At 72.5% G+C, this 26,157-nt stretch carries 24 protein-coding genes; 8 read left to right on the top strand and 16 right to left on the bottom strand.

The features are described from left to right. Positions 1 to 9 precede the first annotated feature (9 nt). The 3 genes from ACFY0P_RS42225 to ACFY0P_RS42215 are packed head-to-tail and all read left to right on the top strand — an operon-like array spanning position 10 to position 3,270. Positions 10 to 387: a DoxX family protein gene (locus tag ACFY0P_RS42225; RefSeq protein ID WP_388926262.1), complete on the top strand. Its 378-nt coding sequence runs from the start codon at positions 10 to 12 to the stop codon at positions 385 to 387. Then, positions 388 to 855, top strand: a complete 468-nt coding sequence (locus ACFY0P_RS42220; RefSeq protein WP_388926259.1) for a peroxiredoxin — start codon at positions 388 to 390, stop codon at positions 853 to 855. A 57-nt stretch (positions 856 to 912) separates the two neighbouring features. Next, positions 913 to 3,270 (top strand): SpoIIE family protein phosphatase, encoded by a 2,358-nt coding sequence (locus ACFY0P_RS42215; RefSeq protein WP_388926256.1) that lies wholly within the window; start codon positions 913 to 915, stop codon positions 3,268 to 3,270. 14 nt (positions 3,271 to 3,284) lie between these two features. On the opposite strand, the gene ACFY0P_RS42210 is transcribed toward ACFY0P_RS42215, so the two are convergent. The 3 genes from ACFY0P_RS42210 to ACFY0P_RS42200 all read right to left on the bottom strand — a co-directional run bounded on the left by ACFY0P_RS42210 (position 3,285) and on the right by ACFY0P_RS42200 (position 5,411). Beyond that, complete coding sequence (locus ACFY0P_RS42210; protein WP_388926253.1) at positions 3,285 to 3,719, bottom strand: cupin domain-containing protein; 435 nt, start codon at positions 3,717 to 3,719, stop codon at positions 3,285 to 3,287. 132 nt (positions 3,720 to 3,851) lie between these two features. After that, positions 3,852 to 4,457, bottom strand: coding sequence for a DNA polymerase ligase N-terminal domain-containing protein (locus ACFY0P_RS42205; protein WP_388926250.1), 606 nt, complete (start codon positions 4,455 to 4,457; stop codon positions 3,852 to 3,854). Between the two features lie 123 nt (positions 4,458 to 4,580). Beyond that, positions 4,581 to 5,411 carry an aldo/keto reductase gene (locus ACFY0P_RS42200; protein WP_388926247.1) on the bottom strand — a complete coding sequence of 277 codons (831 nt, stop codon included), beginning with the start codon at positions 5,409 to 5,411 and terminating at the stop codon, positions 4,581 to 4,583. A 147-nt stretch (positions 5,412 to 5,558) separates the two neighbouring features. Between ACFY0P_RS42200 and ACFY0P_RS42195 the strand changes: the two genes are divergently transcribed. Next, positions 5,559 to 6,533 carry a TauD/TfdA dioxygenase family protein gene (locus ACFY0P_RS42195; protein ID WP_388926244.1) on the top strand — a complete coding sequence of 325 codons (975 nt, stop codon included), beginning with the start codon at positions 5,559 to 5,561 and terminating at the stop codon, positions 6,531 to 6,533. Position 6,534: 1 nt separating this feature from the next. On the opposite strand, the gene ACFY0P_RS42190 is transcribed toward ACFY0P_RS42195, so the two are convergent. Continuing rightward, positions 6,535 to 7,569, bottom strand: a complete 1,035-nt coding sequence (locus ACFY0P_RS42190) for an LLM class flavin-dependent oxidoreductase (RefSeq protein WP_388926241.1) — start codon at positions 7,567 to 7,569, stop codon at positions 6,535 to 6,537. Positions 7,570 to 7,646: 77 nt separating this feature from the next. Beyond that, on the bottom strand, positions 7,647 to 9,149 hold the full coding sequence (locus ACFY0P_RS42185) for a metallophosphoesterase family protein (protein ID WP_388926238.1): 1,503 nt from the start codon (positions 9,147 to 9,149) through the stop codon (positions 7,647 to 7,649). Between the two features lie 174 nt (positions 9,150 to 9,323). Here ACFY0P_RS42185 and ACFY0P_RS42180 point away from each other — a divergent pair, with 174 nt between their 5' ends. After that, positions 9,324 to 10,208 carry an aminoglycoside phosphotransferase family protein gene (locus ACFY0P_RS42180; protein WP_388926378.1) on the top strand — a complete coding sequence of 295 codons (885 nt, stop codon included), beginning with the start codon at positions 9,324 to 9,326 and terminating at the stop codon, positions 10,206 to 10,208. A 425-nt stretch (positions 10,209 to 10,633) separates the two neighbouring features. Here ACFY0P_RS42180 and ACFY0P_RS42175 read toward each other — a convergent pair whose 3' ends face one another. Then, entirely contained in the window at positions 10,634 to 11,716 is a 1,083-nt protein-coding gene (locus ACFY0P_RS42175; RefSeq protein ID WP_388926235.1) for an MHYT domain-containing protein, read from the bottom strand. A gap of 144 nt (positions 11,717 to 11,860) precedes the next feature. Beyond that, on the bottom strand, positions 11,861 to 12,511 hold the full coding sequence (locus ACFY0P_RS42170) for an NADPH-dependent F420 reductase (protein WP_388926232.1): 651 nt from the start codon (positions 12,509 to 12,511) through the stop codon (positions 11,861 to 11,863). A 210-nt stretch (positions 12,512 to 12,721) separates the two neighbouring features. Between ACFY0P_RS42170 and ACFY0P_RS42165 the strand changes: the two genes are divergently transcribed. Further along, on the top strand, positions 12,722 to 13,174 hold the full coding sequence (locus ACFY0P_RS42165) for a GNAT family N-acetyltransferase (RefSeq protein WP_388926229.1): 453 nt from the start codon (positions 12,722 to 12,724) through the stop codon (positions 13,172 to 13,174). Positions 13,175 to 13,432: 258 nt separating this feature from the next. Continuing rightward, positions 13,433 to 15,832: a M4 family metallopeptidase gene (locus ACFY0P_RS42160; protein WP_388926226.1), complete on the top strand. Its 2,400-nt coding sequence runs from the start codon at positions 13,433 to 13,435 to the stop codon at positions 15,830 to 15,832. Positions 15,833 to 15,897: 65 nt separating this feature from the next. On the opposite strand, the gene ACFY0P_RS42155 is transcribed toward ACFY0P_RS42160, so the two are convergent. From ACFY0P_RS42155 to ACFY0P_RS42145, 3 genes are all read right to left on the bottom strand, one after another. Next, positions 15,898 to 17,097: a glycoside hydrolase family 64 protein gene (locus tag ACFY0P_RS42155; RefSeq protein ID WP_388926223.1), complete on the bottom strand. Its 1,200-nt coding sequence runs from the start codon at positions 17,095 to 17,097 to the stop codon at positions 15,898 to 15,900. 161 nt (positions 17,098 to 17,258) lie between these two features. Then, positions 17,259 to 18,014 carry a dienelactone hydrolase family protein gene (locus ACFY0P_RS42150; protein ID WP_388926220.1) on the bottom strand — a complete coding sequence of 252 codons (756 nt, stop codon included), beginning with the start codon at positions 18,012 to 18,014 and terminating at the stop codon, positions 17,259 to 17,261. A 114-nt stretch (positions 18,015 to 18,128) separates the two neighbouring features. Further along, positions 18,129 to 18,749 carry an L-threonylcarbamoyladenylate synthase gene (locus ACFY0P_RS42145; RefSeq protein ID WP_388926217.1) on the bottom strand — a complete coding sequence of 207 codons (621 nt, stop codon included), beginning with the start codon at positions 18,747 to 18,749 and terminating at the stop codon, positions 18,129 to 18,131. A gap of 387 nt (positions 18,750 to 19,136) precedes the next feature. Here ACFY0P_RS42145 and ACFY0P_RS42140 point away from each other — a divergent pair, with 387 nt between their 5' ends. Beyond that, entirely contained in the window at positions 19,137 to 20,666 is a 1,530-nt protein-coding gene (locus tag ACFY0P_RS42140) for a helix-turn-helix domain-containing protein (RefSeq protein WP_388926214.1), read from the top strand. 122 nt (positions 20,667 to 20,788) lie between these two features. On the opposite strand, the gene ACFY0P_RS42135 is transcribed toward ACFY0P_RS42140, so the two are convergent. The 6 genes from ACFY0P_RS42135 to ACFY0P_RS42110 are packed head-to-tail and all read right to left on the bottom strand — an operon-like array spanning position 20,789 to position 26,083. Further along, on the bottom strand, positions 20,789 to 22,021 hold the full coding sequence (locus ACFY0P_RS42135) for a cytochrome P450 (RefSeq protein WP_388926211.1): 1,233 nt from the start codon (positions 22,019 to 22,021) through the stop codon (positions 20,789 to 20,791). Next, positions 22,018 to 23,244, bottom strand: a complete 1,227-nt coding sequence (locus tag ACFY0P_RS42130; RefSeq protein ID WP_388926208.1) for a cytochrome P450 — start codon at positions 23,242 to 23,244, stop codon at positions 22,018 to 22,020. The genes ACFY0P_RS42135 and ACFY0P_RS42130 overlap by 4 nt, the downstream gene beginning before the upstream one ends. Further along, positions 23,241 to 23,864, bottom strand: a complete 624-nt coding sequence (locus ACFY0P_RS42125) for an ATP/GTP-binding protein (RefSeq protein ID WP_388926206.1) — start codon at positions 23,862 to 23,864, stop codon at positions 23,241 to 23,243. The genes ACFY0P_RS42130 and ACFY0P_RS42125 overlap by 4 nt, the downstream gene beginning before the upstream one ends. Next, on the bottom strand, positions 23,836 to 24,198 hold the full coding sequence (locus ACFY0P_RS42120) for a DUF742 domain-containing protein (protein ID WP_388926203.1): 363 nt from the start codon (positions 24,196 to 24,198) through the stop codon (positions 23,836 to 23,838). Before ACFY0P_RS42120 ends, ACFY0P_RS42125 begins: the two co-directional genes overlap by 29 nt. Next, the gene (locus ACFY0P_RS42115) at positions 24,195 to 24,617 is read right to left on the bottom strand and encodes a roadblock/LC7 domain-containing protein (protein WP_388926200.1); all 423 of its coding nucleotides are present in this window, start codon (positions 24,615 to 24,617) and stop codon (positions 24,195 to 24,197) included. The genes ACFY0P_RS42120 and ACFY0P_RS42115 overlap by 4 nt, the downstream gene beginning before the upstream one ends. Next, on the bottom strand, positions 24,614 to 26,083 hold the full coding sequence (locus ACFY0P_RS42110) for an ATP-binding protein (RefSeq protein WP_388926197.1): 1,470 nt from the start codon (positions 26,081 to 26,083) through the stop codon (positions 24,614 to 24,616). The genes ACFY0P_RS42115 and ACFY0P_RS42110 overlap by 4 nt, the downstream gene beginning before the upstream one ends. Between the last annotated feature and the right edge of the window lie 74 nt (positions 26,084 to 26,157).

Here is a 26,157-nt window from a genome sequence, read left to right as displayed (position 1 = left end):
GGAGGCTTCGTGGCCCGGTCCGAACGTTCACCCCTGCTGCTCGCGGGACTGCTGGCCACTGCCGGCGTCGCGCACTTCGCGGTGCCGAAGCAGTTCGACGAGACGATCCCGAAGGCGCTGCCGGGATCGCCGCGGGCCTGGACGTACGGCAGCGGGGCCGTGGAGCTGGCGCTGGCGGCGGGGATCGCCCTGCCGCGTACCCGCAAGGCGGCGGCCCGGGCGGCCGCCGCCTTCTTCGTGGGTGTCTTCCCGGCCAACGTGCAGATGGCCGTCGACTGGCAGAAGCGGCCCGAGCCGCTCAGGACCGCGGCGCTCGCCCGGCTACCGCTCCAGATCCCCCTGGTGCTGTGGGCGCGCGGGGTCGCACGCAACGAGGAGGGCCGATAGATGGCGGCACCTGTCGAGGTGGGAAGCAAGATCGAGGACTTCGCGCTGCCGGACGAGACCGGTGCGACGCGAACCCTCACGGAGTTGCTGGCCGACGGGCCGGTCGTGCTGTTCTTCTATCCCGCCGCCCTGTCGGCCGGATGCACCGCCGAGGCCTGCCACTTCCGGGACCTGGCCGCCGAGTTCGCGGCCGTCGGCGCCCGGCCCGTCGGGATCAGCGGGGACAGCGTGGAACGCCAGCAGGAGTTCTCCGGCAAGCACACGCTCGGCATGCCGCTGCTCTCCGACGCGGACGGCGCCGTCCGGGAGCTGTTCGGCGTGAAGCGGGGCTTCTCGCTCGCCCCGACCAAGCGGGCCACCTTCGTGATCGCCCAGGACCGCACCGTCCTGGAGGTGGTCCGCAGCGAGCTGCGCATGAACACGCACGCCGACCGGGCGCTGGCCGCCCTGCGCGCCCACCAGGGCTGAGCCGACGGCCCTGGTCCGCGCTTGATGCGCTCGGACATAGGTCTCATCCTGGGGCGTATGGAGCGTGTCGCTGCCGCGGCGATCATCGATGCCCTCGGCCGGGTGACGGGGTGGAGCGAGGGCGCGCGGGCGCTCACCGGCCACCGGGCGGAGGAGGTCGTGGGCAAGCCCGCCACCGACCTCCTCGCCGAGCAAGTCCCCGCCGAGGTGCTGGCCGCCCGCTCCGGGACCGTCGCCCTGCGGCGCGCCGACGGACGCCGCACGGAGATCGCCCTGACCGCCTGCCCGGTCCTCGGCCCCGACGGCGGGACCACCGGCTACGTGCTCACCGCCGACCCGCCCTTTCAGGCCGACCCCACCCTGGCCGGCCAGGCCTTCCAGCAGGCCTCGATGTCCATGTCGGTCTTCGACGTCCGCCAGCACTACCTCCGCTCCAACGCGGCCGCCTGCCACGTCATGGGCGTCCCCGAGGAGGCCCTGCTCGGGCGCTTCTTCCTGGACACCGTCGAGGAGGCCCCGCACAGCGAGGGCTTCCTGCGCCATCTGCGCCAGGTCGTCGAGACCGGCCGGCCCGTCCGCTACGAGAGCTTCACCGGTGCCCCCGCCCTGAACCGGGAGCACGCCTGGAGTATCGAGATGTGGCCGCTGCGCGACCCCGCCGGCGAACTCACCGCCGTCGCCCTCGCCGCCTTCGACAGCACCGAGCAGTACCTGGCTCGGCTCCGGCTCGCCCTCCTCAACGAGGCGGCCACCTCCATCGGCACCACCCTGGACGTGGTGCGCACCGCCGAGGAACTCGTCGAACTCCTCGTCCCCCGGTACGCCGACTTCGCCAGCGTCGACCTCCTCGACTGGGTCCTCAGCGCCGAGGAACCACCCACCGTGCCGGAGGGCGACATCGCGCTGCGCCGCGTCGCCCACGGCTCCGTGACTGAGGGCACCCCCGAGGCCGCCGTCCGGCTGGGCGACGCCGAGGTGCACCCGGCGGCGTCACCGCCGGCGCAGGCGCTGCGGGAGCGGCGGGCCGTGGTCAGCCAGGCGGGCGAGCCCGAGTTCCGCCGCTGGGTCGACGAGCGCAACGCCCGCGAGCCCGAGGGCCGCCCCTACCGCGAGGGCGTCCACTCCATGATCGCCGTACCCCTGCAGGCCCGGGGCGTCCTGCTCGGTGCCGTCGTGGGCGTGCGCATGCGCCACCCCGACGCCTACGTCGTCGACGACACCGTCTTCGCCGAGGAACTCGCCAGCCGCGCCGCCGTCTGCATCGACAACGCCCGCCGCTTCGCCCGCGAGCGCTCAACCGCCCTCGCCCTCCAGCACAGCCTGCTGCCCCGCGGCCTGCCCCAGGCCGCCGTCGAGGTCGCCCACCGCTATCTGCCCTGCGGATCACTGGCCGGCATCGGCGGCGACTGGTTCGACGTGATCCCGCTCTCCGGCAGCAGGGTCGGCCTGGTCGTCGGCGACGTCGTCGGCCACGGCATCGCCTCCTCCGCCACCATGGGACGCCTGCGCACCGCCGTACGCACCCTCGCGGACGTGGATCTGCCCCCCGACGAACTCCTCACCCACCTCGACGACCTGGTCACCCACCTCGCCGCCGACGGCTCCGGCGAGGAGGTCGCCGAACTGGGTGCCACCTGTCTGTACGCCGTCTACGACCCCGTCTCGCGGCGGCTCAGCCTCGCCGCCGCCGGGCACCTGGCGCCCGTGGTCGTGCTGCCGGGCGGCGAGGCCGAGCTGATCCCGATGACCGCGGGCCCGCCGCTCGGCGTCGGCGGTCTGCCCTTCGAGGCGACGGAGCTCGAACTGCCCGAGGGATCCGTCGTCGCCCTGTACACGGACGGTCTGGTCGAGGACCGCGACCGGGACGTGGACCGCGCCACGGAGGAGATGCGCCGCGTGCTGAGCGCACCCGCCGACTCCCTGGAAGACCTCACCGACAACGTCCTCAAGGCCGTCATGCCGGAACAGCCGTCCGACGACGTCGCCCTGCTGCTGGCCCGCACCCGCGCCCTCGGCGCCGACCGGGTCGCCACCTGGGACGTACCGCCCGACCCCGCCGCGGTGGCGCACTTCCGGCAGGCGGCCACCGAGCAGCTCACCCACTGGGGCCTGGACGAGGCCGCGTTCGTCACCGAACTCGTAGTCAGCGAACTCGTCACCAACGCCATCCGCTACGGCGAACCGCCCATCCAGCTGCGCCTGATCCGCGACCGCGCGCTCATCTGCGAGGTCTTCGACGGCAGTTCCACCTCACCGCACCTGCGCCGGGCGCACGCCTTCGACGAGGGCGGCCGCGGCCTGCTCCTCGTCGCCCAGCTCACCCAGCGCTGGGGAAGCCGGCAGACGGGCAGCGGCAAGACGATCTGGGCCGAACAGCCGCTGCCCGAAGGCTCGTCGCCGGTCGCCGACGAGTGACGGGCCGCCCGGCGTTACTCGAAATCGCAGCCCGGGTTCGGCACCGACTCCGAGTACGGCGAGCCGTGCGGCAGGACGTACAGCACGTCCAGCACCAGGTCGGTGTCGCCGAGGTTGGCGCCCAGATGCACGTCGCCCGGCCCGCCCGACTCGTACACCGTGCCGCCCCGCTGGTAGACGCCGTCCTCCTTGCAGTCGGAGTGGAAGTGGCTGAGCGTGCCCTTCTGGACGTACCCGTAGACCGGGCCGTCGTGGTAGTGCCAGCCGGTGGTCTGGCCGGGCGGGACGGTGATCTCCCGCAGGACGTAGTCCGTGTCGCCGACGGTGGTCTGGCTGATCACCCTGCCGGTCACACCGGGGCCGGCGGGGGTGGCGTAGGCGGTGCCGCAGGTCAGCAGAGTGCCGGCGGCCACCGCCCCGGCCATGGCGGTACGGAGCGTGGTACGCATGTGTGGGGGCCTCCTGAACCGAAGATCGAGTACCTTCGTGAACATAGGCCCCCGCCCGCCCGGCCGGGGCAGGAACGGCTCAATCCGCGTACCCGCAGGAGGAGTTGCCGCTCATCCGGCCGGACACCGCCCTCACGCCTCGCCCGCGTCCGCCGCGACCTGGGCGAGGGTGCGGCCGGAGCGCACCGAACGGGCCCGCCGCGGGTCGGGCGTGCCGTGGCCGTCCGAGCGACCGGCCCCCTTCTTCACCAGCAGCCAGGCGTCCTCGCCGTCGCGGCCCCGGAACCGGGTCAGGGCGTACTCGCCGTGCAGCTTGGAGCCGTGCAGCCGGAAGGTGGCGTGCCCGCGTTCCAGTGACTCCCCGAAGCCGACCGGGCGTCCCCTGCGGTCGTGGCTGAGCGGCTCGTACCAGCCGTGGTCCCAGACGATCACGGTGCCACCGCCGTACTCGCCCTTCGGGATGACTCCCTCGAAGTCCTCGTACTCCAGCGGATGGTCCTCGGTGGGCACGGCCAGCCGCTTGTCGCCGGGGTCGGCGGACGGGCCCTTCGGGACCGACCAGGACTTCAGGACGTCCCCGACCTGCAACCGGAAGTCGAAGTGCATGCGGCGCGCGTCATGGATCTGCACCACGAACCGGAGCCGGTCGCCGGCCCGCGCCGCCTGCCCCGACGGCTCCCCGGTCCGTTCGAAGTCGCGTTTGTCGCGGTACGTACGCAACCGGTCGTCGTCACCCACCACGGCTCCTTCCCTCGGACGTGCGCCCCGAGTACCCGGCCGAGCCCCTCCCGATCAGCCCGCTGCCCGCTGCCCGCTGCCCGGTCCCGTCCGGTTCTCGACCCGCGTCCTCTGGTGGGCGGCTCAGAACTCCTCGTGGCGGTCCGGGTCGCCGCCGAGCCGCCGGTGGGACCGCTCGGAGACCGCCGCCATCTGGGCGGCGTCGAGTTCGAAGCCGAACAGGTCCAGGTTGGCGCGCTGCCGCTCGGCGTCCGCCGACTTCGGGATCGGCAGGGCACCGAGCTGGACGTGCCAGCGCAGTACCGCCTGGGCGGGCGTCACCCCGTGCGCCTCGGCGACGGCGACGACCGCCGGGTCGTCGAGGAGCCGGACGTCCCGGCCGAGCGGGCTCCAGCTCTCGGTGACGATGCCCTTCTCCGCGTGGAAGGCCCGCAGCCCGTCCTGCGGGAAGAGCGGATGCAGCTCCACCTGGTTCACCGAGGGCAGCACCCCGGTCTCCTTCTCCAGCCGGGTGAGGTGCTCCTCGGTGAAGTTGGAGACGCCGATCGAGCGCACCAGACCGTCCTCGCGCAGCTTGATCATCGCCTTCCACGAGTCGACGTACTTGCCGACCCGGGGGTTGGGCCAGTGGATCAGATACAGGTCCACGTACTCCAGGCCCAGCCGCCGCCGGGACTCCTCGAAGGACGCGAGGGTCTCCTCGTATCCGTGGTGGCGGCCCGGCAGCTTCGTCGTCACCACCACCTCCTCGCGGGGCACCCCGCTGCTCGCGACACCCCGGCCGACCCCGGACTCGTTGCGGTAGTTCACCGCCGTGTCCACGAGCCGGTATCCGGTTTCGAGCGCATGGCGAACGGCCTGCTCGGCCTGCGTGTCGTCCATCGGCCAGGTGCCCAGGCCGGTGGCGGGGATCGCCGTACCGTCGTTGAGCGTGTACGCCGGAATGCTGACCACGATGTGACCTTCCCTCGACTGTGTCGTACCCCAGCCTCGCGGACCGGGCGGACGATGATCAACCCGGCCCGGGTGCTCCCTTCCGCGGTGCGGGCCGGGCTGACACGATCTTTCCTGGACGGGTACCGACGACCACTCGGAGTACGCATGACGACGGACCGGGGTACGGCAGGACGGGCACAGGGCGCCGCCGGAGCCGAGGTGAGACCCGTCGCCGGGCACATCGGGGCCGAGATCACCGGGGTCGACCTCACCGCGGAACTCGACGACGCCGTGGTCGCCCTGATCCGGGAGGCCGTGCTGCGCTGGAAGGTCGTCTTCTTCCGGGACCAGCGGCTCGACCACGCCGGGCACGTCGCCTTCGCCCGCCGCTTCGGCGAACCGGTCGTGCTCGGCCGGCGCGGCAGCGCCTCACCGGCCGGCTTCCCCGAGGTGGAGACCACCGCCGACCGGCTGGAGCTCGGCGGCCGGTTCGGGATGGAGCACGAGGAATGGCTCCAGCGGCGCCGCCACACCCTGCTGCGCGGCTGGCACTGCGACCACGGGGCGAGGATCGACCCGCCCGCCGCGACCGTCCTGCGCGCCGAGACCGTCCCGCCCTACGGCGGCGACACCACCTGGGCCAACCTGGCCGCCGCCTACGCAGGGCTGTCCGCGCCCGTGCGCGCCTTCGTCGACGGCCTGCGCGCCGAGCACCGCCTCGGCGTGGGCTACCAGTCCCGACCCGGTGACGACACATATCTGCGCCACCTCCTCGACCACCAGGTGGCCTCGGTGCACCCGTTGGTGCGGGTCCATCCGGAGACCGGTGAGCGGGTGCTCTACGTCAACGGCTACTACGTCGAGCAGATCGCCGACGTCTCCCGCCCGGAGAGCGCCGCGCTGCTGGAGATGCTCCTCGAACAGGCCGTGCGGCCCGAGTACACGGTCCGCTTCCGCTGGGAGCCCGGCAGTGTCGCGTTCTGGGACAACCGGGCCACCATCCACCTCGCGCCGAGCGACAACGCCCACCTCGGCTTCCCCCGCGTCATGCACCGGGTGATGCTGCACGGCGAGGTGCCGGTCGGGGTGGACGGCAAGCCGTCGGAGCCGGTCACCGGCACGGAGGTACGCCGCTGGTGACTCAGGCCGTGGTCGCGGGGTGCCAGCCGAGCGCCGGGCCCAGGCGGGTCGCCATGTCGGTGAGGATCTGGACGTAGTCCTCGTGCTCGAACGTGAACGGCAGGGCGAACGCCACCTCGTCGACCTCGCGGAAGGCGGCGTGGGCGTGCAGCTGCTCGACGATCTCCGCCGAGGTGCCGACGATGTCCGGCGCGAAGAGCAGCCGCCCGGGGCCCTGCGGGGCCGTGGTGCGGGGCAGGCGCTTGGCCGCGTACGCCTCGTACTTGGCGCGCTGCTCGGGCGTGGCGGAGTCGGTGGGGATGACGACCAGGCCCTGGGAGACCCGGGCCGCCTCGCCGTCCGGGTGATGGGCGCGGAACTCGCGGACGTGCGAGAGCTGGATCTCGGCGAAGTCGTACGCGTCCGCCGGGTCCCCGGCCCGTACGACGCTGCTGGTCAGGAAGTTCATGCCGTGCTCGCCCGCCCAGCGCGCCGAGCCGAGACTGCCGCCGCCGTACCAGAGCCGCCGGCCGAGCCCGGGGGAGTGCGGCTGGACGACGTCGGAGAACACCTCGAAGCCCTCCACTCCGCTGAAGTCGGTGGCCGGCTTGCCCCGGACGAAGTCCAGGAGCCGCCGCACCCGCTCGTAGCTGAAGTCCTCGACATCCGCCGTGTCCGGGTAGAGGGCCTCCCTGACCTGCTCGTAGTGCATGGGCGGGCCCACGCTCACCCCCGGGTTGAGGCGGCCGCCGGACAGGAGGTCGACCGTCGCCAGGTCCTCGGCCAGCCGCAGCGGGTTCTCCCAGCCCAGCGGGATCACCGCGGTGCCGAGCTCGATCCGGCTGGTGCGCTGCGAGGCCGCCGCGAGGACGGCGACCGGCGACGAGATGCCGTACTGGAGGTGCCGGTGGCGCACCCACGCGCTGTCGAAGCCCAGCCGCTCGCCCAGTTCGATGATCTCCAGCGTGGACTCGTGTCCCCGGCCCGGATCCGCGCCGTCGAACAGGCCGATGGTGAGGAAGCCCAGTCTGCGCAGGGGGCGGGGGGTGGACGGCACGGGTCCTCCAGCGGTCGTACGTCAGTTCTGCCCCGATTGTGGCACCCGAACATTGCGGGAGTGTGATCGGCTTCGGATCAGGTCAGGGGGATCGTGATCTCGTCCTCGACCGGCGGGTCCAGCTCCTGCGGGCGGTTCCCGGTGGCGGCGAAACAGCGCAGCCGTACCGCCTCCGGGCTGACGTCGAGGCGCAGGAAGCACTTGAAGAAGGGCGGGCTGTAGGTGGCCGAGCCCGGGGAGAACAGCTGCGTGTAGATCTTCTTCACGGGCAGCCGGAAGCGCGGGCCGCGATCCGGGCGGCTGCCGGCACCGAGCAGGGTCGCGACCAGGCGGGTGCGGCGGGTGACGCGGGTGTCCGGGGCGGGCGTGCGGCCGGGCCTGATGCCGAGGCGCTCGGCGATCACGGCCGTCGCCTCCGCCTCGGTGAGGGTGAAGAGGCGGCGGAGCCGCAGCCGGCGGCCGTACAGCCGACTGTAGAACGCGAGGGAGTCGCCGCGCAGCGGGTAGCAGCGGAAGTCGTCCTCGGTGACGTTCGCGATCGACACCGGGGGGATGGTGTGGGTGGCGTGCATGAAGGCACCGCCGCCGCCCGCGACCACGTACTGGATGGTGCGGCCGTCCACGTTCACGGGGTAGCGCTGGTAGTTGTGGATGTCACCGCCGATCGCCGCCACATAGTGATGGGCCGGGTCGCGGACGATGTCGTCGACCGTGCCGCCGCCCTCGATCGCGCACGGGTGGTGCTCGCCGTCCACGTACAGCGGGGAGCCGGTGACGAGGATCTTCGGACGCGGCCCCTGGGACACCTCCCGGAGCCAGGCGCCCTGTTCGGCGTCGATGGTGCCGAGCAGGCCGGTGTCGATGCCGACGATCCGGACCGGCCCGGCGTCGATCGCCCAGTACGGTCCCGGCTGTACGGCCGTCTGCTCCTGCGTCGGCCGCAACTTACGGGCCTCCGTGAGGAGTTGCTCGTCCGCCGGGCGGGGCCGGTGCCACAGCAGGGCGCGCCACCAGGCGCGGCCGAACGGGCGCGGCCTCGGCTCGGCCGGGAGCGGCTGGGCGTCGTCGCAGAAGACGCGCATGAACGCGCCCAAATCCTCGTACCAGTCGTGGTTGCCGGGTATCGCGTAGATGGGCGCCGGATAATCCCGGTACGGCCGGAAGAACTTGGTGCCGTAGTCGTCGGCGGTGCCGACCGGGTAGATCACGTCGCTCGCGATCACCGCGAAGTCGGTGTCCTGACTCGCTTTCAGGAACCCCGGCACGACGGCGTACTGGGAGTCGTCGCCCTCACCGGTGTCGCCGATCACCATGAACGAGAACCGGTCCGCCTCATGACGCCGGATCACCTTGTCCGCGGGCGCCCCGGCAGCCGCCCGCTGCGCCACCCAACGGCCGCGGGTACGGCCGGTCGGATCGCCGAACCAGGACGCCAGCACCCCGTTGCGGGCGGCCCACATGGTCCGCGGGTTGAACCAGAACAGCTTCTCGACATGGTCCGGCATCAGTTGGCGGTAGGCGCCGCGCTCGGCCTCGCCCCAGCCGGCGCCTTCTGCGGTTTTGCGTGAGGAGTCAGACACGCGGGAACCGTACAACGCTCAACGGGCCGTTACGGGCGAGGGGTTCGGTGCCGCCGCCCGCGGCCGACGGCGGCTTCTTGCCCCTGGGGGCGTAGCGCGTGAGCGGTGCCGCCGGAAAGGCGTTGACGCTCGTCGGGGTCAGGCGGTCGGATGTCGTCGGTGGACACAGGGCAGATGCATCCCGGCACGCATCCCATCGACGACGACCTGGTACGGCGGCTGATCGCCGGCCAGTTCCCGCAGTGGGCGGGGCTGGCGGTTCAGCGGGTTCCGTCCCCTGGCACGGTCAACGCCATGTTCCGGCTGGGCGACGAGCTCGCCGTACGGCTGCCGTTGGTGCGGGGCGGGGCCGACGACGTGTCGAGGGAGCGGACGTGGCTGCCCCGGCTCGCGCCCCTCCTGCCCATGCCCGTCCCGGAGGTGCTGGGAGCCGGGGATCCCGCCGAGGGGTATCCGTGGCCGTGGTCGGTGTGCCGGTGGCTGGCGGGGGAGAATCCCGAAGCGGGAGCCCTGAGCGAGCCGGTGCCGCTGGCCGAGGATCTGGCCGCGTTCGTGGCGGCGATGCGCGGCGTCACCCTGCCAGGTGGACCGCAGGCCCACCGGGGCGGCCCGGTCGCCTCGCTCGACGCGCAGACCCGGTCGGCGATCGAGGAACTGCGCGGGATCCCGCAGGAGGACGTCGACTGCGTTGCCGTCACCACCGTGTGGGAGGAGGCACTGGAGGCCCCCGGCTGGGACGGCCCGCCGGTGTGGCTCCATGCCGACCTCATGCCGGGCAACCTGCTGGTGGACGGCGGCAGGCTGACCTCGGTGATCGACTTCGGGTGCCTGGGGGTGGGCGATCCGGCCTGTGATCTGTTCCCGGCGTGGAATCTGTTTCCGGCCGATGCGCGGGAGGTCTTCCACGAGGCGCTGGGCGTGGACGACGCGACCTGGATCCGCGGCCGGGGGCGAACTCTCTCGCAGGCGCTGATCGCGCTCCCGTACTACCGCGGGACGAACCCGGCGATGGCCGCCAATGCCCGGCACGTGATCCGGGCGGTGCTGGGAGAAGGCTGAGGCCGGCGTCTGCCGGGCCCGCGATGGCCGTGGCCACGTGTCGACGGCCACGGCCGCCACGGTGGGTCGGTGGGAGCCGCGCACGTGTCGCATCGCGCGGTCACGGCCCGGCGGTCCGTCTGTCTGTCGCTCCCGCGCTCTGCCGCGTGGTCGGGCCCATCGGCCATGCGCCAGGTCACGACCTCCCGCGGCCGTGATGACGTGCGACGTGGGGCAGCGGGGCGGTCAGCCCGGCGCCGCATCCCGCACACACGAAGACGAACAAGAGTCCTCCATGGGGAAACGGAGGCATCGTGGCGGTTCGGCGAGGCACCGCGAACCGGTTTTCGCTCCGGCGTCAGGCCTGGGCGGCGCTGTGACGGCGAGGTCGTGGGCGCAGGTCGGAGTGGAGCTCCGGAGTCCTGCGGACGTCCCAGTAGGACCGGTCACCATTCGTAGGGGTTCGAGGGGCCGCCGTACGGGTCTCGTGGAGGGGGCGTCGAGCGATGACGGGTGCCGGGTCGGCCGGTGGCGCCGGGTGCCGGCTGGGTGGGGATGCCGAACTGGCCGCCTCCGCCGGATGCCGGTCGGTTTCGGCTGCCGTACCCGCCCGTGGGGGACGGTGCGGTGTGCGTCGCCGTGCCGTACCGGTCGGCGCCGCCGGGCGTCGGGTGGCCGTGACGGTTTCGGGGCGTGCGTCCGGCGCGCCGGCCCGGCGGGCGTGAGCGTGCCGTCCGGGGGGACGTCGGCGGCGGATCCTTCTGCTCGGCCGCCTGCCGGTTCCAGTCCCCTTCGCCCAGGACCAGCAGTGGGTCGAACATCACCACCACCCCGGCCAGCAGCAGGAACACGGCCGGGCCGAGCAGCATGGGCAACAGCAGCGAGGTCGGTGACGCGCTGGACCAGGAGGTGGCGGACGCCGGGTGCACATCGACGCTCACGGCCGCCATGGCGGTGTAGTGCATGCCGGACACCGCGAGACCCATCACCAGACTGGCACCCAGACTCGCCGTGAAGCCGCGCACCGAGACGGCCGCCCACAGCGCAGCCGTCGCCGCCGCGATCGCGATCAGCACGGAGAGGCCGACCGTCGTCCGGTCGTAGTGAATCGTTCCGTCAAGGCGGAGCGCCGCCATGCCGAGGTAGTGCATGGCGGCCACGCCGAGACCGGTGATGACGCCCGCCGTCCAGAGCGTCCCCGCGCTCGCGCCCCGGTAGCCGACCGCGAAGACGCCGATGCCGACCACCAGGATCGCCACCGCCAGACTGAGCAGGGTCAGCCCCACGTCGTAGCGGATCGTGGCCTCCTGGACATGGAAGCCGATCATCGCGATGAAGTGCATCGTCCAGATGCCGCAGCCGATCGTGGCCGCCCCGAGGGCGAGCCAGCCGGGCCGCCACGACTCCCCGTGGTGGTACAGCGACCTGACGATGCAGCGGAGCCCCAGTGCCCCGCCCAGACAGGCCATCAGATAGGCCGCGACCGGCGTCACCGCGCCGTAGTGGAATCCGTCCGTCGTGCCGTGCATGTATGCAACTCCCCCCAGAGTCACAGCTGTTGTGGGGGAAGGTACTACGCGCCGAGGGCGTGCGCCGGGACTTCGGCCGCCTCTCGGGAACCGCTGATCGACACCGCCGCGGCATGGACGGTTTCCGGCCAGGTCACAGGGCGCTCAGGGTGCGACGATCTTGATCGCGCTCATCCAGCCGTGCCCCTCGGGCCGCGTCTGCAGGGCCATGTGCAGCAGCTGGATGCCCTCCAGCTCCCGGGCGTGCCGCAGTCCGCCGACGACCACCGGGTTGAGGCCGCCGGAGGCGACCAGCTCCGCCACCTGGTCGCGGGCCCCCGCGTCGTCCCCGGCGATGAACACGTCCAGCGGCAGCCCGCCCACCTCGCCCGCGACCAGCGAGCCCGCGAACGTGGTGTTGAAGGCCTTCACCAGGTGCGTGCCCGGCGCGGCGGCCTCGGCCAACTGCTGGGCGCCGGAGCTGTCCGGGGGCACCGTGAGCGAGTCGAAGGTCGAGAAGTCCACCGGGTTGGAGATGTCGACCACGGTCTTCCCGGCGAGATGGTCGCCGTACTCGGTCACGACCTGCTTGGCCGCGTCGAACGGCACGGCCAGCACCACCACGTCCGCCGACCCGACCGCGTCCGGCACGGCCGGCGCCACGTCCGCCCCCGGCGTCCGCTCGCTCAGGGCGTCGGCGAGCGTCGTGGCCTTGGCCGGATCCGTGCCGATCAACCGGACCGTGTGCCCGCCCGCCAGGGCCCGGGTGGCGATACCGCCCGCCATGTTGCCTGTGCCGACGATGAAGACCCGCATGGGGGAGCCCCTTCCGTGGGGTGGGAGATGCCGACGGTCGGTCCCGGGGCGCGCGGCTGCCACATTCCCTCCGAACCAGGATAAATCGGTCGGCTTGGCCTGGCTCGGCTGGTGCGCGACGCCCGTCGAGGCCGGGCGTACCCGCGACGGCCCATCGGCCGCACCGGATTCCTCGCCCCGCTCCCTCGGTGGCCGGCCGCGGTGGATAGCGTGGTGATCACGGCGGACTGGACGATACGGCCGGCGTCGGAAGCGGACGTCGAGGCGGTGGCGGAACTGCGGGCCGTCGTGCTCCGGGACGACCTGGAGCGGCTCGGGCGGTACGACGAGCGGCGGGTCCGCCAGCGGCTGCGGGACGGGTTCGACGCGGCCCACACCCGGGTGATCGAGGCGGGCGGCGCCTTCGCCGGCTGTGTGGCGCTGCGGCCGGCCGGGGACGCCCACTGGCTGGAACACTTCTATCTGGCCCCGCACGCGCAGGGCGGTGGCATCGGCACGGCCGTGCTGCGCGAGCTGCTGGAGCGGTGCGACCGCGACGGCGTCGCCGTCCGGCTGAACGTCCTGCGGGGCAGCGCGGCCCGGCGGCTGTACGAGCGGCACGGGTTCCTGGCCGAGACCGAGGACCCGGTGGACGTGTTCATGGTGCGCCCGCCATCCCCGTGAGCGCCGTTCCGTCCCGACCGCCCCACCGTGCATAGGGAAAACCCTCGAGCGGCCTCGACGTGGCTGACATGTGCGGGTCAACTCTGGAATCCTCACTCAGCACACGCCTTCTCCCTGGCGTGTCCCCGGATCACGGACCACGCACCCCCGGTTCCCGGATCCCGGTTCCCGCACAGCTCAGCTCGTCCCGGACAGCACATCCCCGTCTGCCCGGCTGTCACCGGCCGCGACCCGGCGGCCGCAGCAGGAGGAGTACGAGTGAGACGTCTTCCCCACAGACGGGCCACGGTAGGAGCCGCCCTGGTCTCCACCGCGGCCTTCCTCGCCGTCGGCATCCAGTCGGTCCCGGCGAACGCCCAGCCCGCCGCCCCCCACCCCAGCCCCGTGCGCACCGGCGGCCTGGAGGCGAAGCTCACCCCCGCCCAGCACACCGCGCTCATCAAGAACGCCCAGCAGAAGGCCACCACGACCGCCCGCACCCTCGGCCTCGGCGCCAAGGAGAAGCTGGTGGTCAAGGACGTCACCAAGGACAACGACGGCACGCTGCACACCCGTTACGAGCGCACCTACGACGGCCTCCCCGTCCTCGGCGGCGACCTGATCGTGCACACCCCGCCCGCCTCCCTCGCGGCCGGCACGGTCAGCACCACCTTCAACAACAAGCACACCCTCACGGTGCCCACGGTCAGCGCGGCCTACAGCAAGTCCGCCGCCCAGACCAAGGCGCTCAAGGCGGCCAGGGCCCTGGACGCCCAGCAGCCCGTCGCCGACAGCGCCCGCAAGGTGATATGGGCCGGCAGCGGCACCCCGAAGCTCGCCTGGGAGACGGTGATCGGCGGCTTCCAGGACGACGGCACGCCCAGCAGGCTGCACGTCGTCACGGACGCCACCACCGGCAAGGAGCTCTACCGCTACCAGGCCGTCCAGACCGGCACCGGCAACACCCAGTACAGCGGCACGGTGACGCTGAACACGACGCTGTCCGGTTCGACGTACCAGCTGTACGACACCACGCGCGGCGGCCACAAGACGTACAACCTCAACAACGGCACGTCGGGCACCGGCACGCTGATGACCGACTCCGACGACGTCTGGGGCACCGGATCCGGCTCCAACACCCAGACCGCCGGCGCCGACGCGGCCTACGGCGCCCAGATGACCTGGGACTTCTACAAGAACACCTTCGGGCGCAGCGGCATCAAGAACGACGGCGTCGCCGCCTACTCCCGTGTCCACTACAGCAGCAGCTACGTCAACGCCTTCTGGGACGACGACTGCTTTTGCATGACCTACGGCGACGGCTCCGGCGGCACCCACGCCCTGACCTCGCTCGACGTGGCCGGCCACGAGATGAGCCACGGCGTCACCTCCAACACCGCCGGGCTCAACTACACCGGTGAGTCGGGCGGGTTGAACGAGGCGACCTCCGACATCTTCGGCACCGGCGTGGAGTTCTACGCCAACAACTCCTCCGACGTCGGCGACTACCTCATCGGCGAGAAGATCGACATCAACGGCGACGGCTCGCCGCTGCGTTACATGGACAAGCCGAGCAAGGACGGCTCGTCGGCCGACAGCTGGTACTCCGGGGTCGGCAACCTCGACGTGCACTACTCCTCGGGCCCGGCGAACCACATGTTCTACCTGCTGTCCGAGGGCAGCGGCAGCAAGACCATCAACGGCGTCACCTACAACAGCCCGACCTCCGACGGCGTCGCCGTCGCCGGGATCGGCCGGGCCGCGGCCCTGCAGATCTGGTACAAGGCGCTGACGTCGTACATGACGTCGAGCACCAACTACTCCGCCGCCCGCACCGCAGCCCTGAACGCGGCCGCGGCGCTGTACGGCACCAGCTCCACCCAGTACGCGGGTGTCGGCAACGCGTTCGCCGGCATCAACGTCGGCAGCCACATCACCGTGCCCACCTCGGGCGTCACGGTCACCAACCCGGGCAGCCAGTCCTCGACCGTCGGCACCGCGGTGAGCCTGCAGATATCGGCGAGCAGCACCAACAGCGGCTCGCTGACCTACGCGGCGACCGGACTGCCGACCGGCCTGTCGATCAACAGCTCGACCGGCGCCATCACCGGCACACCCACGACGGCGGGCACCTACAGCACCACCGTCACGGTGACCGACTCGACGGGTGCCACCGGTACGGCCTCCTTCACCTGGACCGTCAGTTCGAGCGGCGGCGGCACCTGCACCTCCACGCAGCTGCTGGGCAACCCGGGCTTCGAGTCGGGCAACACCACCTGGACGGCGACCAGTGGTGTCATCACCAACTCCAGCAGCGAGGCGGCCCACGCGGGCTCGTACAAGGCGTGGCTCGACGGCTACGGCTCCTCGCACACCGACACGCTGTCCCAGTCGGTGACGATCCCGTCCGGCTGCACCGCGACCACGTTCACCTTCTACCTGCACATCGACACGGCCGAGACCACCACCAGCACCCAGTACGACAAGCTGACGGTCACCGTCGGTTCGACCACCCTGGCCACGTACTCCAACCTCAACGCGGCCTCCGGGTACGTGCAGAAGTCCTTCAGCCTCGGGTCCTACGCGGGCTCGACCGTCACCCTGAAGTTCAGCGGTGTCGAGGACTCCTCGCTCCAGACCAGCTTCGTCGTCGACGACACCGCCGTCACGACCGGCTGACATACCTGACATCCGGCAGTCGAGCGTCCCGCACCCGCGAGCCGGGTGCGGGACGCTCACGCGGGTCAGCTCAGCGGGTCCAGCGTGAGGTACGCCTGCTGCGGGTTGCCGTCGTTGACCAGCGACTCCTGGTTGCCGACGTCGTCGAAGGCGAAGGCGTACGCCTTGCCGTCGGCCATCTGGGCATGGATCTTGCGGGCGTACTGGTTGGTGACCGAGTCCAGGTAGAAGTCGGCCGGGTTGGTGTCCGGCTGGCTGGAACCGGTCAGCAGCGTCGACCGGTTGAAGCCCGCGCAGAGGGTGCGCGAGATCGGTCCGCGCACCTGGTCGTTGGGTGCGTCCAGCAGGTTGTGACAGCCGAAGATGCTGCTCGCGTCAGGCTTCTGGAAGCTCGTCACCACCGCTCCGGCCGAGTTGGTGAAGTTCATGACGTTCCCCGAGACCCGGCCGTAGTACTTGGTGTTCGGCTGGTCGGCGAACGGCGTGACGGTCAGGGTCGACGTGGCGTACTTCGACCAGACCCGGTTGACGTAGTCGTCCATGACGGTCGAGGCGAGTGCCCCGGTCTCCACGCCGTACAGCGGGGAGAGCGCACGGAGCACGGTGCCGTCGGACCGGGTCTGGATCAGGTTGGCCCAGCCGCCCGGCTGGCCGCGCAGGGCGTTGAAGAACCCGTTGTAGCCGCCCGACTTGAGGTGCCCGGTGCTCGCCGTGCTGCCGTCGGAGCGCTGCACCCCGACCGCGTACGGCACCGAGAACATGTCCACCTGGGTGCTGTTGATCCACAGACCCGAGTCGTTCAGCGTGTACTCGGACCAGTTGAAGAGGATGTTCCGGTTGGGGTCGCTCGGGTTCTGCACGGCGGGCTGCACCAGACCGCCGGTGGTCAGCCTGAAGTCGAGCTTCTGGCCGTAGGAGAAGTAGATCCGGCCGGAGAACTTCGGGATCCGGATCGTCTTCGACTGGCCCGCCGCCGGGCCGGTGATCGAGGCGTCCGGCGCCGGGGTCGGCGGGTTGCCGCCGGCCGGCCAGGCGTGGAAGGCGCCGTTCGCGTCGGCATAGCCCTGCCGCCCCGAGGAGAGCTGGGTGCCGAGGTCGTAGACGTATACCTGGTCGCCGCGCCCGGAGTTGTTGGTGATCTTCAGCGGGATCGTGTCCGGCACGGCCGCGCCGGCCGGTGCCGGCGTGCCCAGGGTGAGCGCCCCGCCGATCAGCGCCGCCGCGGCCGTGAGCGGCAGCGCCCGGCGTACGAGTCCTGTGCGCACTCTCCACCTCCGTGTGGGGTCGGGGTTGGTCCGGAAAATTGGTCCGGACCAATTCTGAGAGCGCTCTCAGGTTGAACGGTCGGTCGGGTCCATGTCAACAACATGGACGAAATCGGGGGCCCGCCGGTCGACGGGCCCCCGGAACCGGCGCAGCGGGCGGATCAGAAGGTGCGCTTCAGCAGGTCGAGCAGCGCGGACCAGTGCCGCTCGTCGGCCTCGGCGGAGTAGGCCGGAGTGTCGGCCTGCGTGTAACCGTGGTCGGCGCCCCGGTAGATCTCGCAGGTGTTGCGGACCCCGGCGGCGGTGAGCGCCGCCTCGAAGGTGCCGATCTGCTCCTCGGTCATCGACTGGTCCTGGTCCGCGAAGCCGAAGTACAGCTCCGCGGTGATCCGGTCGGCCAGCAGGTGCGGGCTGTCCGCGTCGTCGGTGACCATCCGGCCGCCGTGGAAGCCGCCCGCGGCCGCGACCCGGTCCGGGAACGCGGCGGCGGTGCGCACGGCCAGCCGGGCGCCCATGCAGTAACCGGTGATCGCCACCGGCCCGTCGGCCACCAGCGGGCTCTCGGCCAGCCAGTCCAGGTAGGCGGCCGAGTCCCGGTCGCTGAACTCGGGCGTCAGTGACATCATGATCGGCATGATCCGCTGCCAGATCGTCGGGTCCACCGAGGGGTCGATGAACTCGGGGAGGTCGATGACCGGAGTGCGGCCGCTGCGGTAGAAGACGTTGGGGAGCAGGACCGTGTAGCCCGCCCCGGCGAGCCGGTCCGCCATCGACTTCAGGTGCGGACGGATCCCGAAGGCGTCCTGGTACAGCAGCACGCCCGGGTGGGGGAGTCCGTCGGCGGGGTGGGCCAGGTAGGCGTCGGCGACACCGTCCTCGGTGGTGATGTCCACGTCGGATCCCTGTACGGCGGTCATGGCGCAAGTGCCTCTCTGTGGAGTCGGCGTCGGGGTGGGGGACACCCGGCGCGGCATGTCCCGATCATCGTGGCACGCGACGGCGGGAGAGCCGCGGACGGGGGATCCTCGAGTTCACTCGAAGCGGGAGGTGTCGCCCGCGCCCCGGCGGACGATCTCCGCCTCGCCGCCGGAGAAGTCGATGACCGTGGTCGGCTCGGTGCCGCACTCCCCGGAGTCGACCACCGCGTCCACCTGGTGGTCCAGCCGGTCCTTGATCTCCCAGCCCTGGGTCAGCGGCTCCTCCTCGTCCGGCAGCAGCAGGGTGCTGGACAGCAGCGGCTCGCCCATCTCCGCCAGCAGCGCCTGGGTGACCACGTGGTCGGGGATGCGGACGCCGACGGTCTTCTTCTTCGGGTGCAGCAGCTTGCGCGGCACCTCCCGGGTCGCCGGGAGGATGAAGGTGTAACTGCCGGGCGTCGACGCCTTCACGGCCCGGAACACGTCGTTGTCCACGCGCACGAACTGGCCGAGCTGCGCGAAGTCCCTGCACATCAGGGTGAAGTGGTGCCGGTCGTCCAGATGCCGGATGGTGCGGATCCGGTCGATGCCGTCCCGGCTGCCGAGCTGGCAGCCCAGCGCGTAGCAGGAGTCGGTGGGGTATGCGATCAGCGACCCCGAACGGACCGCTTCGGCGATCTGCGAGATGCTGCGCGCCTGCGGGTTGTCGGGGTGCACGTCGAAGTACTTCGCCATCCGCCGAGCTTATGCCGTACGGCGAGTTCCGGCCGAGCGGGGCGCTCCGCGGGAAGTGCCGTGATGTGCCGTCTGCTGCGCCGTCGTGGCTGGTCGCGCAGCTCCTCCCGGGGGTATCCCAGCGCCCCTGCGGGCACTGCCGAACCGCGGACTTCGGGGGAGCCGGCGGCTTCGGGAAATTGGTGCGCATACCCCGTGGATTCCTGGGCACCCGAAGAACCAGCCACCCCGGGGACCACCCCCCGGCTCCGGGTGAGGCTTTCTCCGCCGGCGGCCCTTCCCCCGAGGGCCGCCGGCGGAGCCGTGCCCGGTGATCGGGACCAGACTTCGTTCATCGGGTAACGTCCGTAGATCGAGGTCGACGCTAGGGACGAGGGGCAGGGCGAGATGGCAGGCCGAGCAGGCGAGGGCCCGCAGCACCCGGCACTCCACGGCGACGGCTGGGCCGCGCGGCTCCTCGACCACCTGCGTCCCGGCGCCCGCGACCCGCGCCGGGTCGTCGCCTGGCTGGCCGGCGCCGTGCAGGGGACCGTCTGCCTCCGGGACGCCGACGGCACCCTGATCGCCGGGACCAGGATCCCCCTCGACGCCGGTCTCGCGGCCGACGTGGTCGCGGGGCGGATCTCCGCCGCCGCCGTCCAGGACGGCGACCGCCACCTGCGGCTGGTCGCGGTCCACGCCCCCGACCCGCGCCCGGCCGCCGCCGGACTGCTCGCGGTGGCCCGCGCGACCCCCTTCGACCGGCGCGCCGCCGAGATCGTCACCCAGACCGCTTCGGTCGTCGAACTCCTGCTGCGCGAGCGGGAACTGACGGCCGCCGGGCACCGGCTCCGACGGGCCGCCGCCGACCTGCGCCTTGCCATCCTGCAACTTTTGATGGTGGAGGACACGGTCTCCGCCCGGCGCGTCGCGGCCGGCCTGTGGCCCGGCCTGCTCGACACCGACAGCGCCTGCGTGTACATCGTGGAAGGGCACCCGGCGGAACGCGACGGCCTCGCCGAGGACTGCCTCGACGCGACCAGCGGCCAGGCTCTCGTCGTGCGCTGCCCCGCCATGGACGGCCACGTCATCGTCCTCAGCCCCGCGCCCGCGACGGCCGACCGGCTGCGCTCGCTCGTCGACGGCCGCCCCGGCACCTTCCTCGGCGGCAGCGTCCGGCAGAACCTGGCCCAGACGGCCACCGCCTACGGCCAGGCCGTCAGCGCCCTCGCCGTGGCCCGCTTCCGTCCCGGCCAGGCCGCCGTCTACGCCGAACGCACCCACCCGGAACGGCTGATGGACCCCACCGCGCTGCACGCCTGGTCCGCCGCCGTGCTGCGGCCGCTCGACACCCTGCCCCACCACACCCGCGCGGAACTCCTCGCCACCACCCGTCTCGGCCTGGAGTTCACCGCCGTCAGCGCGGCCAAGGTCCTCGGCGTCAGCCGCAACACCGTGCGCGCCCGCATGGACCGGGTCGAGGCGCTGCTGGGCGCGGACTTCTCCGACCTCACCGTGCGCGCCACCGCCCACCTGGCCCTCAACACCCAGGCGGCCCTGACGGAGGATCTCACCGCCGCGGCGCCCCGGACGTCCGGCGTCCGCCTGGGCGACCTGCTGGCCGGCCCGGCGCTGCGGGCCTGGGCGCACGACCTTTTGGACCGCCTGGTCCGGGACGGCCGCGACCTGCGCGGCACCCTGCGCGCCTGGATCGCCGCCGGCGGCAACGCCGAACGCGCCGCCCAGGACCTGGGCATGCACGCCCAGACCGTCCGCGAACACGTGCGGGGCGCCGAACCGGTCCTGGAACGCCAGCTGCTGGCCGCCGGCACCGACCTGTACGAGGTGGTGCTGGCCCATCTGGCGCTCGGGGACCTCGCCGTACCCGTGTTGCTGCGGGCGAATCCGGGCCAACCGGACTCACCTGTGCACGGGTGAGTCCTCGGCGGGTCCGAACGGGCACCGGCGCGATACCCACCGGCCGGATCCGGACGTATGTTCACGTTGCGCGGGGGCACGACCGGAACGGGGGACCGGTCGAGGCCCCCGCGGTCTCCGGTTCACGCCTGCAGACGTACCGGGATCTCCTGCCAGCCGAACGCGATGAACGACGGCACCTGCCGCAGCTCGTCGGCCTCGATCGCGAGCCGCAGCCCCGGGAACCGGCCGAACAGCTCGGGCAGTGCGGCCAGCGCCTCCGCCCGGGCCAGCGGCGCGCCGATGCAGCGGTGCACCCCGATCCCGAACGCCAGATGGTCGTCGGTGGCCCGCGCGGCGTCGAACGCGGCCGCGTCCGGCCCGTAGTGGGCCGGGTCCAGGCCGGCCGCCGCGTACGTCGTGATGATCGCGTCCCCGGCCGGAACGGTGACGTCGCCGACCTTCAGGTCGCTCACCGCGAACCGCAGCGGCAGCGAGGCGATCGACGGATGCGCCCGCAGCGTCTCGTCGATCACCGCGTCCCAGCCGACCGCCCCGGCGCGCACCGCCGCCAGCTGCACCGGATGCGTCAGCAGCGCCACCGCCGCGTTGCCGATCAGGTTGACCGTGGTCTCGAAGCCGGCGCCGATCACCAGCAGCAGCGTGTACAGCAGCTCCTCGTCGCTGAGCCGGTCGCCGTCCTCGTCACGGACCCGGATCAGCTCCGTGGTCATGTCGTCGCCCGGGTGCTCCACCTTGTACGCGATCAGCCCGCCGAGGACCGTGCCGATCCGCTCCTGCACGAAGGCGGCGTGCTCGGGGGTCGGGTCGGAGGTGTCCATGATGGCCGCGATCAGCGCACCCGTGGCGTCCCGCATCTCGTCGGGCACCCCGAACAGTTCGCAGATCATCCGCATGGGCAGCGGCTGTGCGAGACCGGCCCGCAGATCCACCACCGAGCCGTCGGCACCGGCGGCCGCCACGCCGTCGAGCAGCTCCGCGGCGATCGCCGCGACCCGCGGCCGCATCGCCTCGGTACGGCGGTGCGTGAAGCTCGGCGCCACCAGCTTGCGCAGCCGGGTGTGGTCGGGGCCGTACGCGGAGAGCATGTTGACCACGCCGATCCAGCCCAGCACCCAGCCCCAGGAGGGGTGTTCGCCGATCTCCGGCCAGAGCCGCCAGTGCTTGCGCGGGTCCTTGCTGACCCGGGGATCGAGGATGAGTTCCTTGAGGACGTCGTAGCCGGTGGGCGCCCAGGCGGGTATCCCGCCGGGCAGCTCCACGGGCACGACGGGGCCGCGGGCGCGCAACCGCGCGCTCTCCGCCGGGATGTCGGAGCCGAACGGGTCGAGAGCGATGCGGTCGGTGACGGTCACGACGACTCTCCAGGCTGGTCGGGGGAGCGGGGACTGAACCGGACGGGCAGCGAGGTCAGCGAGCGGTGGAACGGGCCGGGCCGCCAGCTGAGCTTCTCGCGGGGCAGGACCGGGTCGAGGTCGGGCAGCCACAGGGTGAGCCGTTCGATCGCCTCGGTCGCGATGAGCAGCGCGTGGTGCCGGACCGGGCAGGCGTGCGGACCGGCGCCCCACGACAGGTGCGAGGCGTCCGCCGCGTGCCGGCCGCCGGTGACCTCCCGCTCGGCGAACAGCCCCACGGCGCCGAAGGAGACCACCACCGGGATCGCCGGCCTGACCCACGCCCCGTGGAAGGAGACCGGCCGACGGGCGTAGTAGATGCCGTAGTTGGCCAGCGGGGTCTCGTGGTGCAGCACCTCGACCACCGCGTCCATGACCGGACGGGCGCCGCTGGTGAGCGTGGAGTAGTAGAGCGGGTTGCCGAGGATCCGGGAGAGCGCGTTGGAGACGAGGTTCGTGCTCGGCTCGTAGCCGGCGCCGAGGGTGAGGAACACCTGCCAGGTGACCTCCTCCGGGGTCAGCTGGGCGGGATGGTCCAGGAGCATGCTCGGCAGGTCCTCGCCGCGCTCCTCGACCTTGGCGGCGACCAGCCGCAGCACGTACTCGACGAAGTCCGCCTCGCCCGCGGCCGCCTGTGCGCCGCCCTCCATCATCTTCAGGAGGCCCTCGTTCAGCCGGTCGCCCTGGCTGTCCGGCAGCCCGAACAGGTTGTTGAAGACCAGGGCCATCAGGGGCCGGGTGAAGTCCGTGACGAGGTCCGCCTCGCCCCTGGGCCCGAACCGGTCGACCAGCAGCCGTACCGCCCGGTGCACCAGCTGGCGCAGGTCGTGCGGCTCGATCAGGTCGAACACGTCGATCAGGGTGGTGCGGTAGCGGATGTGCGCGTCGGCGTCGGAGAACAGGGCGTTGGGCCGCCAGCGCATCATGCCGAGCAGCGGGGAGTCCTCGGGGACGGTCGCCTCCCAGTCCCGCGGGTCGTGCGAGAAGGTCTCGACGTCCCGCAGCACGTCGAGGGCGGCATGCCGCTCGGTGACCACGTACGCCGGGGTGCCCGGCGCGAGCTCCGCCCAGCCGACCGGACCCTGGGCGCGCAGGGCCGCGTAGTAGCCGTGCGGGTTGCGGGCGAACCCGTCCTCCCACAGCCGTACCGGACCCGAGACGGTGAAGGACTGCTGCGCGGTCATCGGGCCTCCGCCGGCCGGTCGTCGATCAGATGCTGGACGAGGGCGAGCAGCGCGTCCGCCGAGGAGTGCGCGTCCCGGGCGTCACAGGTCACCATCGGGGTGCCGGGCGCCAGGTCCAGGGCGGCGCGCAGCTGGTCGTTCGTGTAGTGGCTCGGCGCGTCGGGAAACGCGTTGAAGGCGACCGCGTACGGCAGCCCCGCCTCCTCCACCAGCCCGAGCACGTCGAAGGAGGCGTCGATGCGGCGGCTGTCGACCAGGACCAGGGCGCCGAGCGCGCCGTAGGAGATGTCGTCCCACAGCGTCCGGAACCGGTCCTGCCCCGGTGTCCCGAACAGGTACAGCACGATGCCGCCGGACAGGCTGATCCGCCCGAAGTCGATGGCGACGGTCGTCGTCTCCTTCTCCCGCACCCCGTCGAGATCGTCGACGTGGACGGAGGCCTCGGTGAGGTGCTCCTCGGTGTGCAGCGGGCGGATCTCCGACACCGAGTCGATCAGGGTCGTCTTGCCCACCCCGAACGGTCCGGTGACCAGGATCTTCACCAGGTCGCGGGTGCCGTCGGGGAGATGGGTGCCGCCCCGGCGGGGCAGCTCACCGGTGCTTGAGGGCGCGGAGGCCATCGGCCACTCTCTTCAGCAGGTCGGGGTCGAACCGTTCGGCGGGCGGGATCGGCGCGCGGGCCTGGACCAGGCCCCGGTCGACGAGGTCGGCGGCCAGCACCCGCACGGCGGAGAACGGCAGCCGCAGCAGCGCCGCCGCCTCCACCGCCGTCAGCGCGCCGCCGGACAGCAGCTCCAGCAGAGCCAGTTCGGCGGCCGGCAGACCGGCGGGCAGCGGACCCCCGTCACGGGTGAGCACCGTCAGCCGATCCAGGTGCGGACGGCTGGGCCGGGCCACCCCGCCGGTCGACAGATACGCGGGAACCAGGGGACGGCCGCCACGGCGGCCGGTCATGCCGGCGCGCCGCCGTCGGAGCCTCTGGGCGCGGCCGCCATCGTCTTCTCGCCCAGCCGGGCCACCTGCGAGTGCACCCGGTGCGCCAGCAGGTCCAGGCGCACCTCCGGGTCGCCGTAGGCGGCGACACAGGTGCCGTGCTCGGTCGGCACGATCAGCACGTACCCGTGGTCCGACTCGATGACCACCTGCCGCACGTCGGCCCGGTCCCGGTCCGCGAACGCGGCGGCCGCGGCCCGGCAGGCGCCCTGCACGGTACTGGTGATCGCGGCGACCCGCTCGGCACTCGCCTGGGACAGGCCGTCGGTGTACCCGGTCGCGAGACCGTCCCGGGTGAGCAGGACGGCGCCCAGTACATGCGGCACCTGCAGGACGGGGTCCAGCACCCATGCCGTCTCGCCCGCATCGCGGCTGGTCATCTGGCCGCTCCTCCTTCGTCGTCGGTCCGGTGGGGTTCGGGCGCGCTCGCCCGCTTGGGGGCCCGCGCCGCCGCGGTGCCGTACTGCAGGGCCGCGAGCGCGGCGGCCGCCTCTTCCGGGCGGCGCGCGGCCGGCTGCGGCTGCGGCACACCGGGGGCGGCGGCAGGGGTACGGCGGCGCCGCTGCGGCAGACCGCCCAGGTCACCCGGCTCCTCGCGGCCGGGGGCGGGGGCACGTTCGTGCTCGGCCCCCGGCCCGGCGGCCGCCGCGGACTCGGCCGCCGCGATCTCGGGCACCGGCGTCTCGGGTACGGCCGTCTCGGGTACGACTGCTTCGCGTACGGGCGTCCCGTGCGGCGCCGTCGCGGTCACCGGTTCCCCGTGCACAGCGCGCTCCCGGGTCGACCGCGGCGCGCTGGCGGAGGGGGGCCGTTCGCCCGGGTCGATCCGGCCGAGCAGGTGGCTGTCCACCCGCAGCACCGCGCGCACTCCGCCGTAGGGCGAGGGGGAGGAGACGTCGACGTTCAGGTCGAACTGGCGGGTGAGCTGGCCGATCGCGGCCAGACCCATGCGCGGCGGGTCGCCGAGGTCGGTCAGCAGGATCGGGTCGCTCCCCGCCACCAGCCGCTGGGCGCGGGCCCGTTCGTCCTGCGTCATGCCGAGGCCGGCGTCGTCGACGGTCACGCACACCCCGTGGTGCACGTGCTCCAGATTGACCACGACGTCGGTGTCCGGCGCCGAGTGGCGCAGCGCGTTGTCGAGGAGTTCGGCGACGATGATGGCGACCGGCTCGACCGCGTGCGAAACCAGGGCGGTGCCCGGCTCCAGGTGGTTGTGGACCTGGACCCGGTGGTAGCCCGAGAGCCGGGCCTGGCCGCCGGTGACGGCGTCCACCACGTGGGACTCCTCGCGGGCCAGCCCCACCCAGGCCCCGCACACCACGGCCGCGACCTGCGCCCGCCGCAGCGACTGCTCGTTCTCGTGATCCAGCGCGAACAGCGTCTGCGCCAACTCCGGTTCGTCGTAGCGCTGCTGGAGTCCCCGCAGGGCGTCCTGCAAACGGTACAGGGCGGCCTGGATCTCCCGGGTGGCGCCGCGCAGTCCGGCCTGTGCGGCCGCGTCGATCCGGGTGCGCTGCGCGGTCAGCTCCTCGCGCAGCGCGGTGAGCACGTACTCCAGCGCGATCCCGGTGGGAGTCCCGGGCGTGTGCTGCCCGGCCGGGCCCGGCACCCTCAGATGCGGGTGGGCGAGCTGTGCCGCGGCCGCGGGCATCCGGCGGGCGGCGAGATGCTCGACCTCGGTGATGAACGCGCCCTCGGCGCCCTCCAGTTGGGCACGCAACTCCGTCACCTCGGCCCGCAGCGCCGCCTTCTGGCGTCGGGACCTGAGCAGGCTGCCGCCGAGAGCGAGCGCGGAGAGCGTTCCGGCGGCGAGACCACCGGCCACCAGTTCCGGTAATTCGATCATGGAATCGGTTTCCAGGGGAGTAGGGCTGCAGTGGGCAGGGGGGAGCCCGGGGCCCTCCCATGTGGCGCTCGCAG

Source organism: Streptomyces sp. NPDC001714 (assembly GCF_042892755.1).
Taxonomy (GTDB): domain Bacteria; phylum Actinomycetota; class Actinomycetes; order Streptomycetales; family Streptomycetaceae; genus Streptomyces.
The sequence above is the reverse complement of the archived record's forward strand: the minus strand, read 5'-3'. Positions and strand labels throughout refer to the sequence as shown.

Bases quoted from the DNA above. Each gene is read 5' to 3' on its own strand.
- ACFY0P_RS42215 (WP_388926256.1), top strand. From the start codon at position 913: ATGGAGCGTGTCGCTGCCGCGGCGATCATCGATGCCCTCGGCCGGGTG.
- ACFY0P_RS42170 (WP_388926232.1), bottom strand. From the start codon at position 12,511: ATGCGGGTCTTCATCGTCGGCACAGGCAACATGGCGGGCGGTATCGCC.
- ACFY0P_RS42140 (WP_388926214.1), top strand. From the start codon at position 19,137: ATGGCAGGCCGAGCAGGCGAGGGCCCGCAGCACCCGGCACTCCACGGC.
- ACFY0P_RS42130 (WP_388926208.1), bottom strand. From the start codon at position 23,244: ATGACCGCGCAGCAGTCCTTCACCGTCTCGGGTCCGGTACGGCTGTGG.
- ACFY0P_RS42220 (WP_388926259.1), top strand. From the start codon at position 388: ATGGCGGCACCTGTCGAGGTGGGAAGCAAGATCGAGGACTTCGCGCTG.
- ACFY0P_RS42120 (WP_388926203.1), bottom strand. From the start codon at position 24,198: ATGACCGGCCGCCGTGGCGGCCGTCCCCTGGTTCCCGCGTATCTGTCG.
- ACFY0P_RS42145 (WP_388926217.1), bottom strand. From the start codon at position 18,749: ATGGCGAAGTACTTCGACGTGCACCCCGACAACCCGCAGGCGCGCAGC.
- ACFY0P_RS42180 (WP_388926378.1), top strand. From the start codon at position 9,324: ATGCATCCCGGCACGCATCCCATCGACGACGACCTGGTACGGCGGCTG.
- ACFY0P_RS42150 (WP_388926220.1), bottom strand. From the start codon at position 18,014: ATGACCGCCGTACAGGGATCCGACGTGGACATCACCACCGAGGACGGT.
- ACFY0P_RS42125 (WP_388926206.1), bottom strand. From the start codon at position 23,864: ATGGCCTCCGCGCCCTCAAGCACCGGTGAGCTGCCCCGCCGGGGCGGC.
- ACFY0P_RS42210 (WP_388926253.1), bottom strand. From the start codon at position 3,719: ATGCGTACCACGCTCCGTACCGCCATGGCCGGGGCGGTGGCCGCCGGC.
- ACFY0P_RS42195 (WP_388926244.1), top strand. From the start codon at position 5,559: ATGACGACGGACCGGGGTACGGCAGGACGGGCACAGGGCGCCGCCGGA.
- ACFY0P_RS42175 (WP_388926235.1), bottom strand. From the start codon at position 11,716: ATGCACGGCACGACGGACGGATTCCACTACGGCGCGGTGACGCCGGTC.
- ACFY0P_RS42115 (WP_388926200.1), bottom strand. From the start codon at position 24,617: ATGACCAGCCGCGATGCGGGCGAGACGGCATGGGTGCTGGACCCCGTC.
- ACFY0P_RS42110 (WP_388926197.1), bottom strand. From the start codon at position 26,083: ATGATCGAATTACCGGAACTGGTGGCCGGTGGTCTCGCCGCCGGAACG.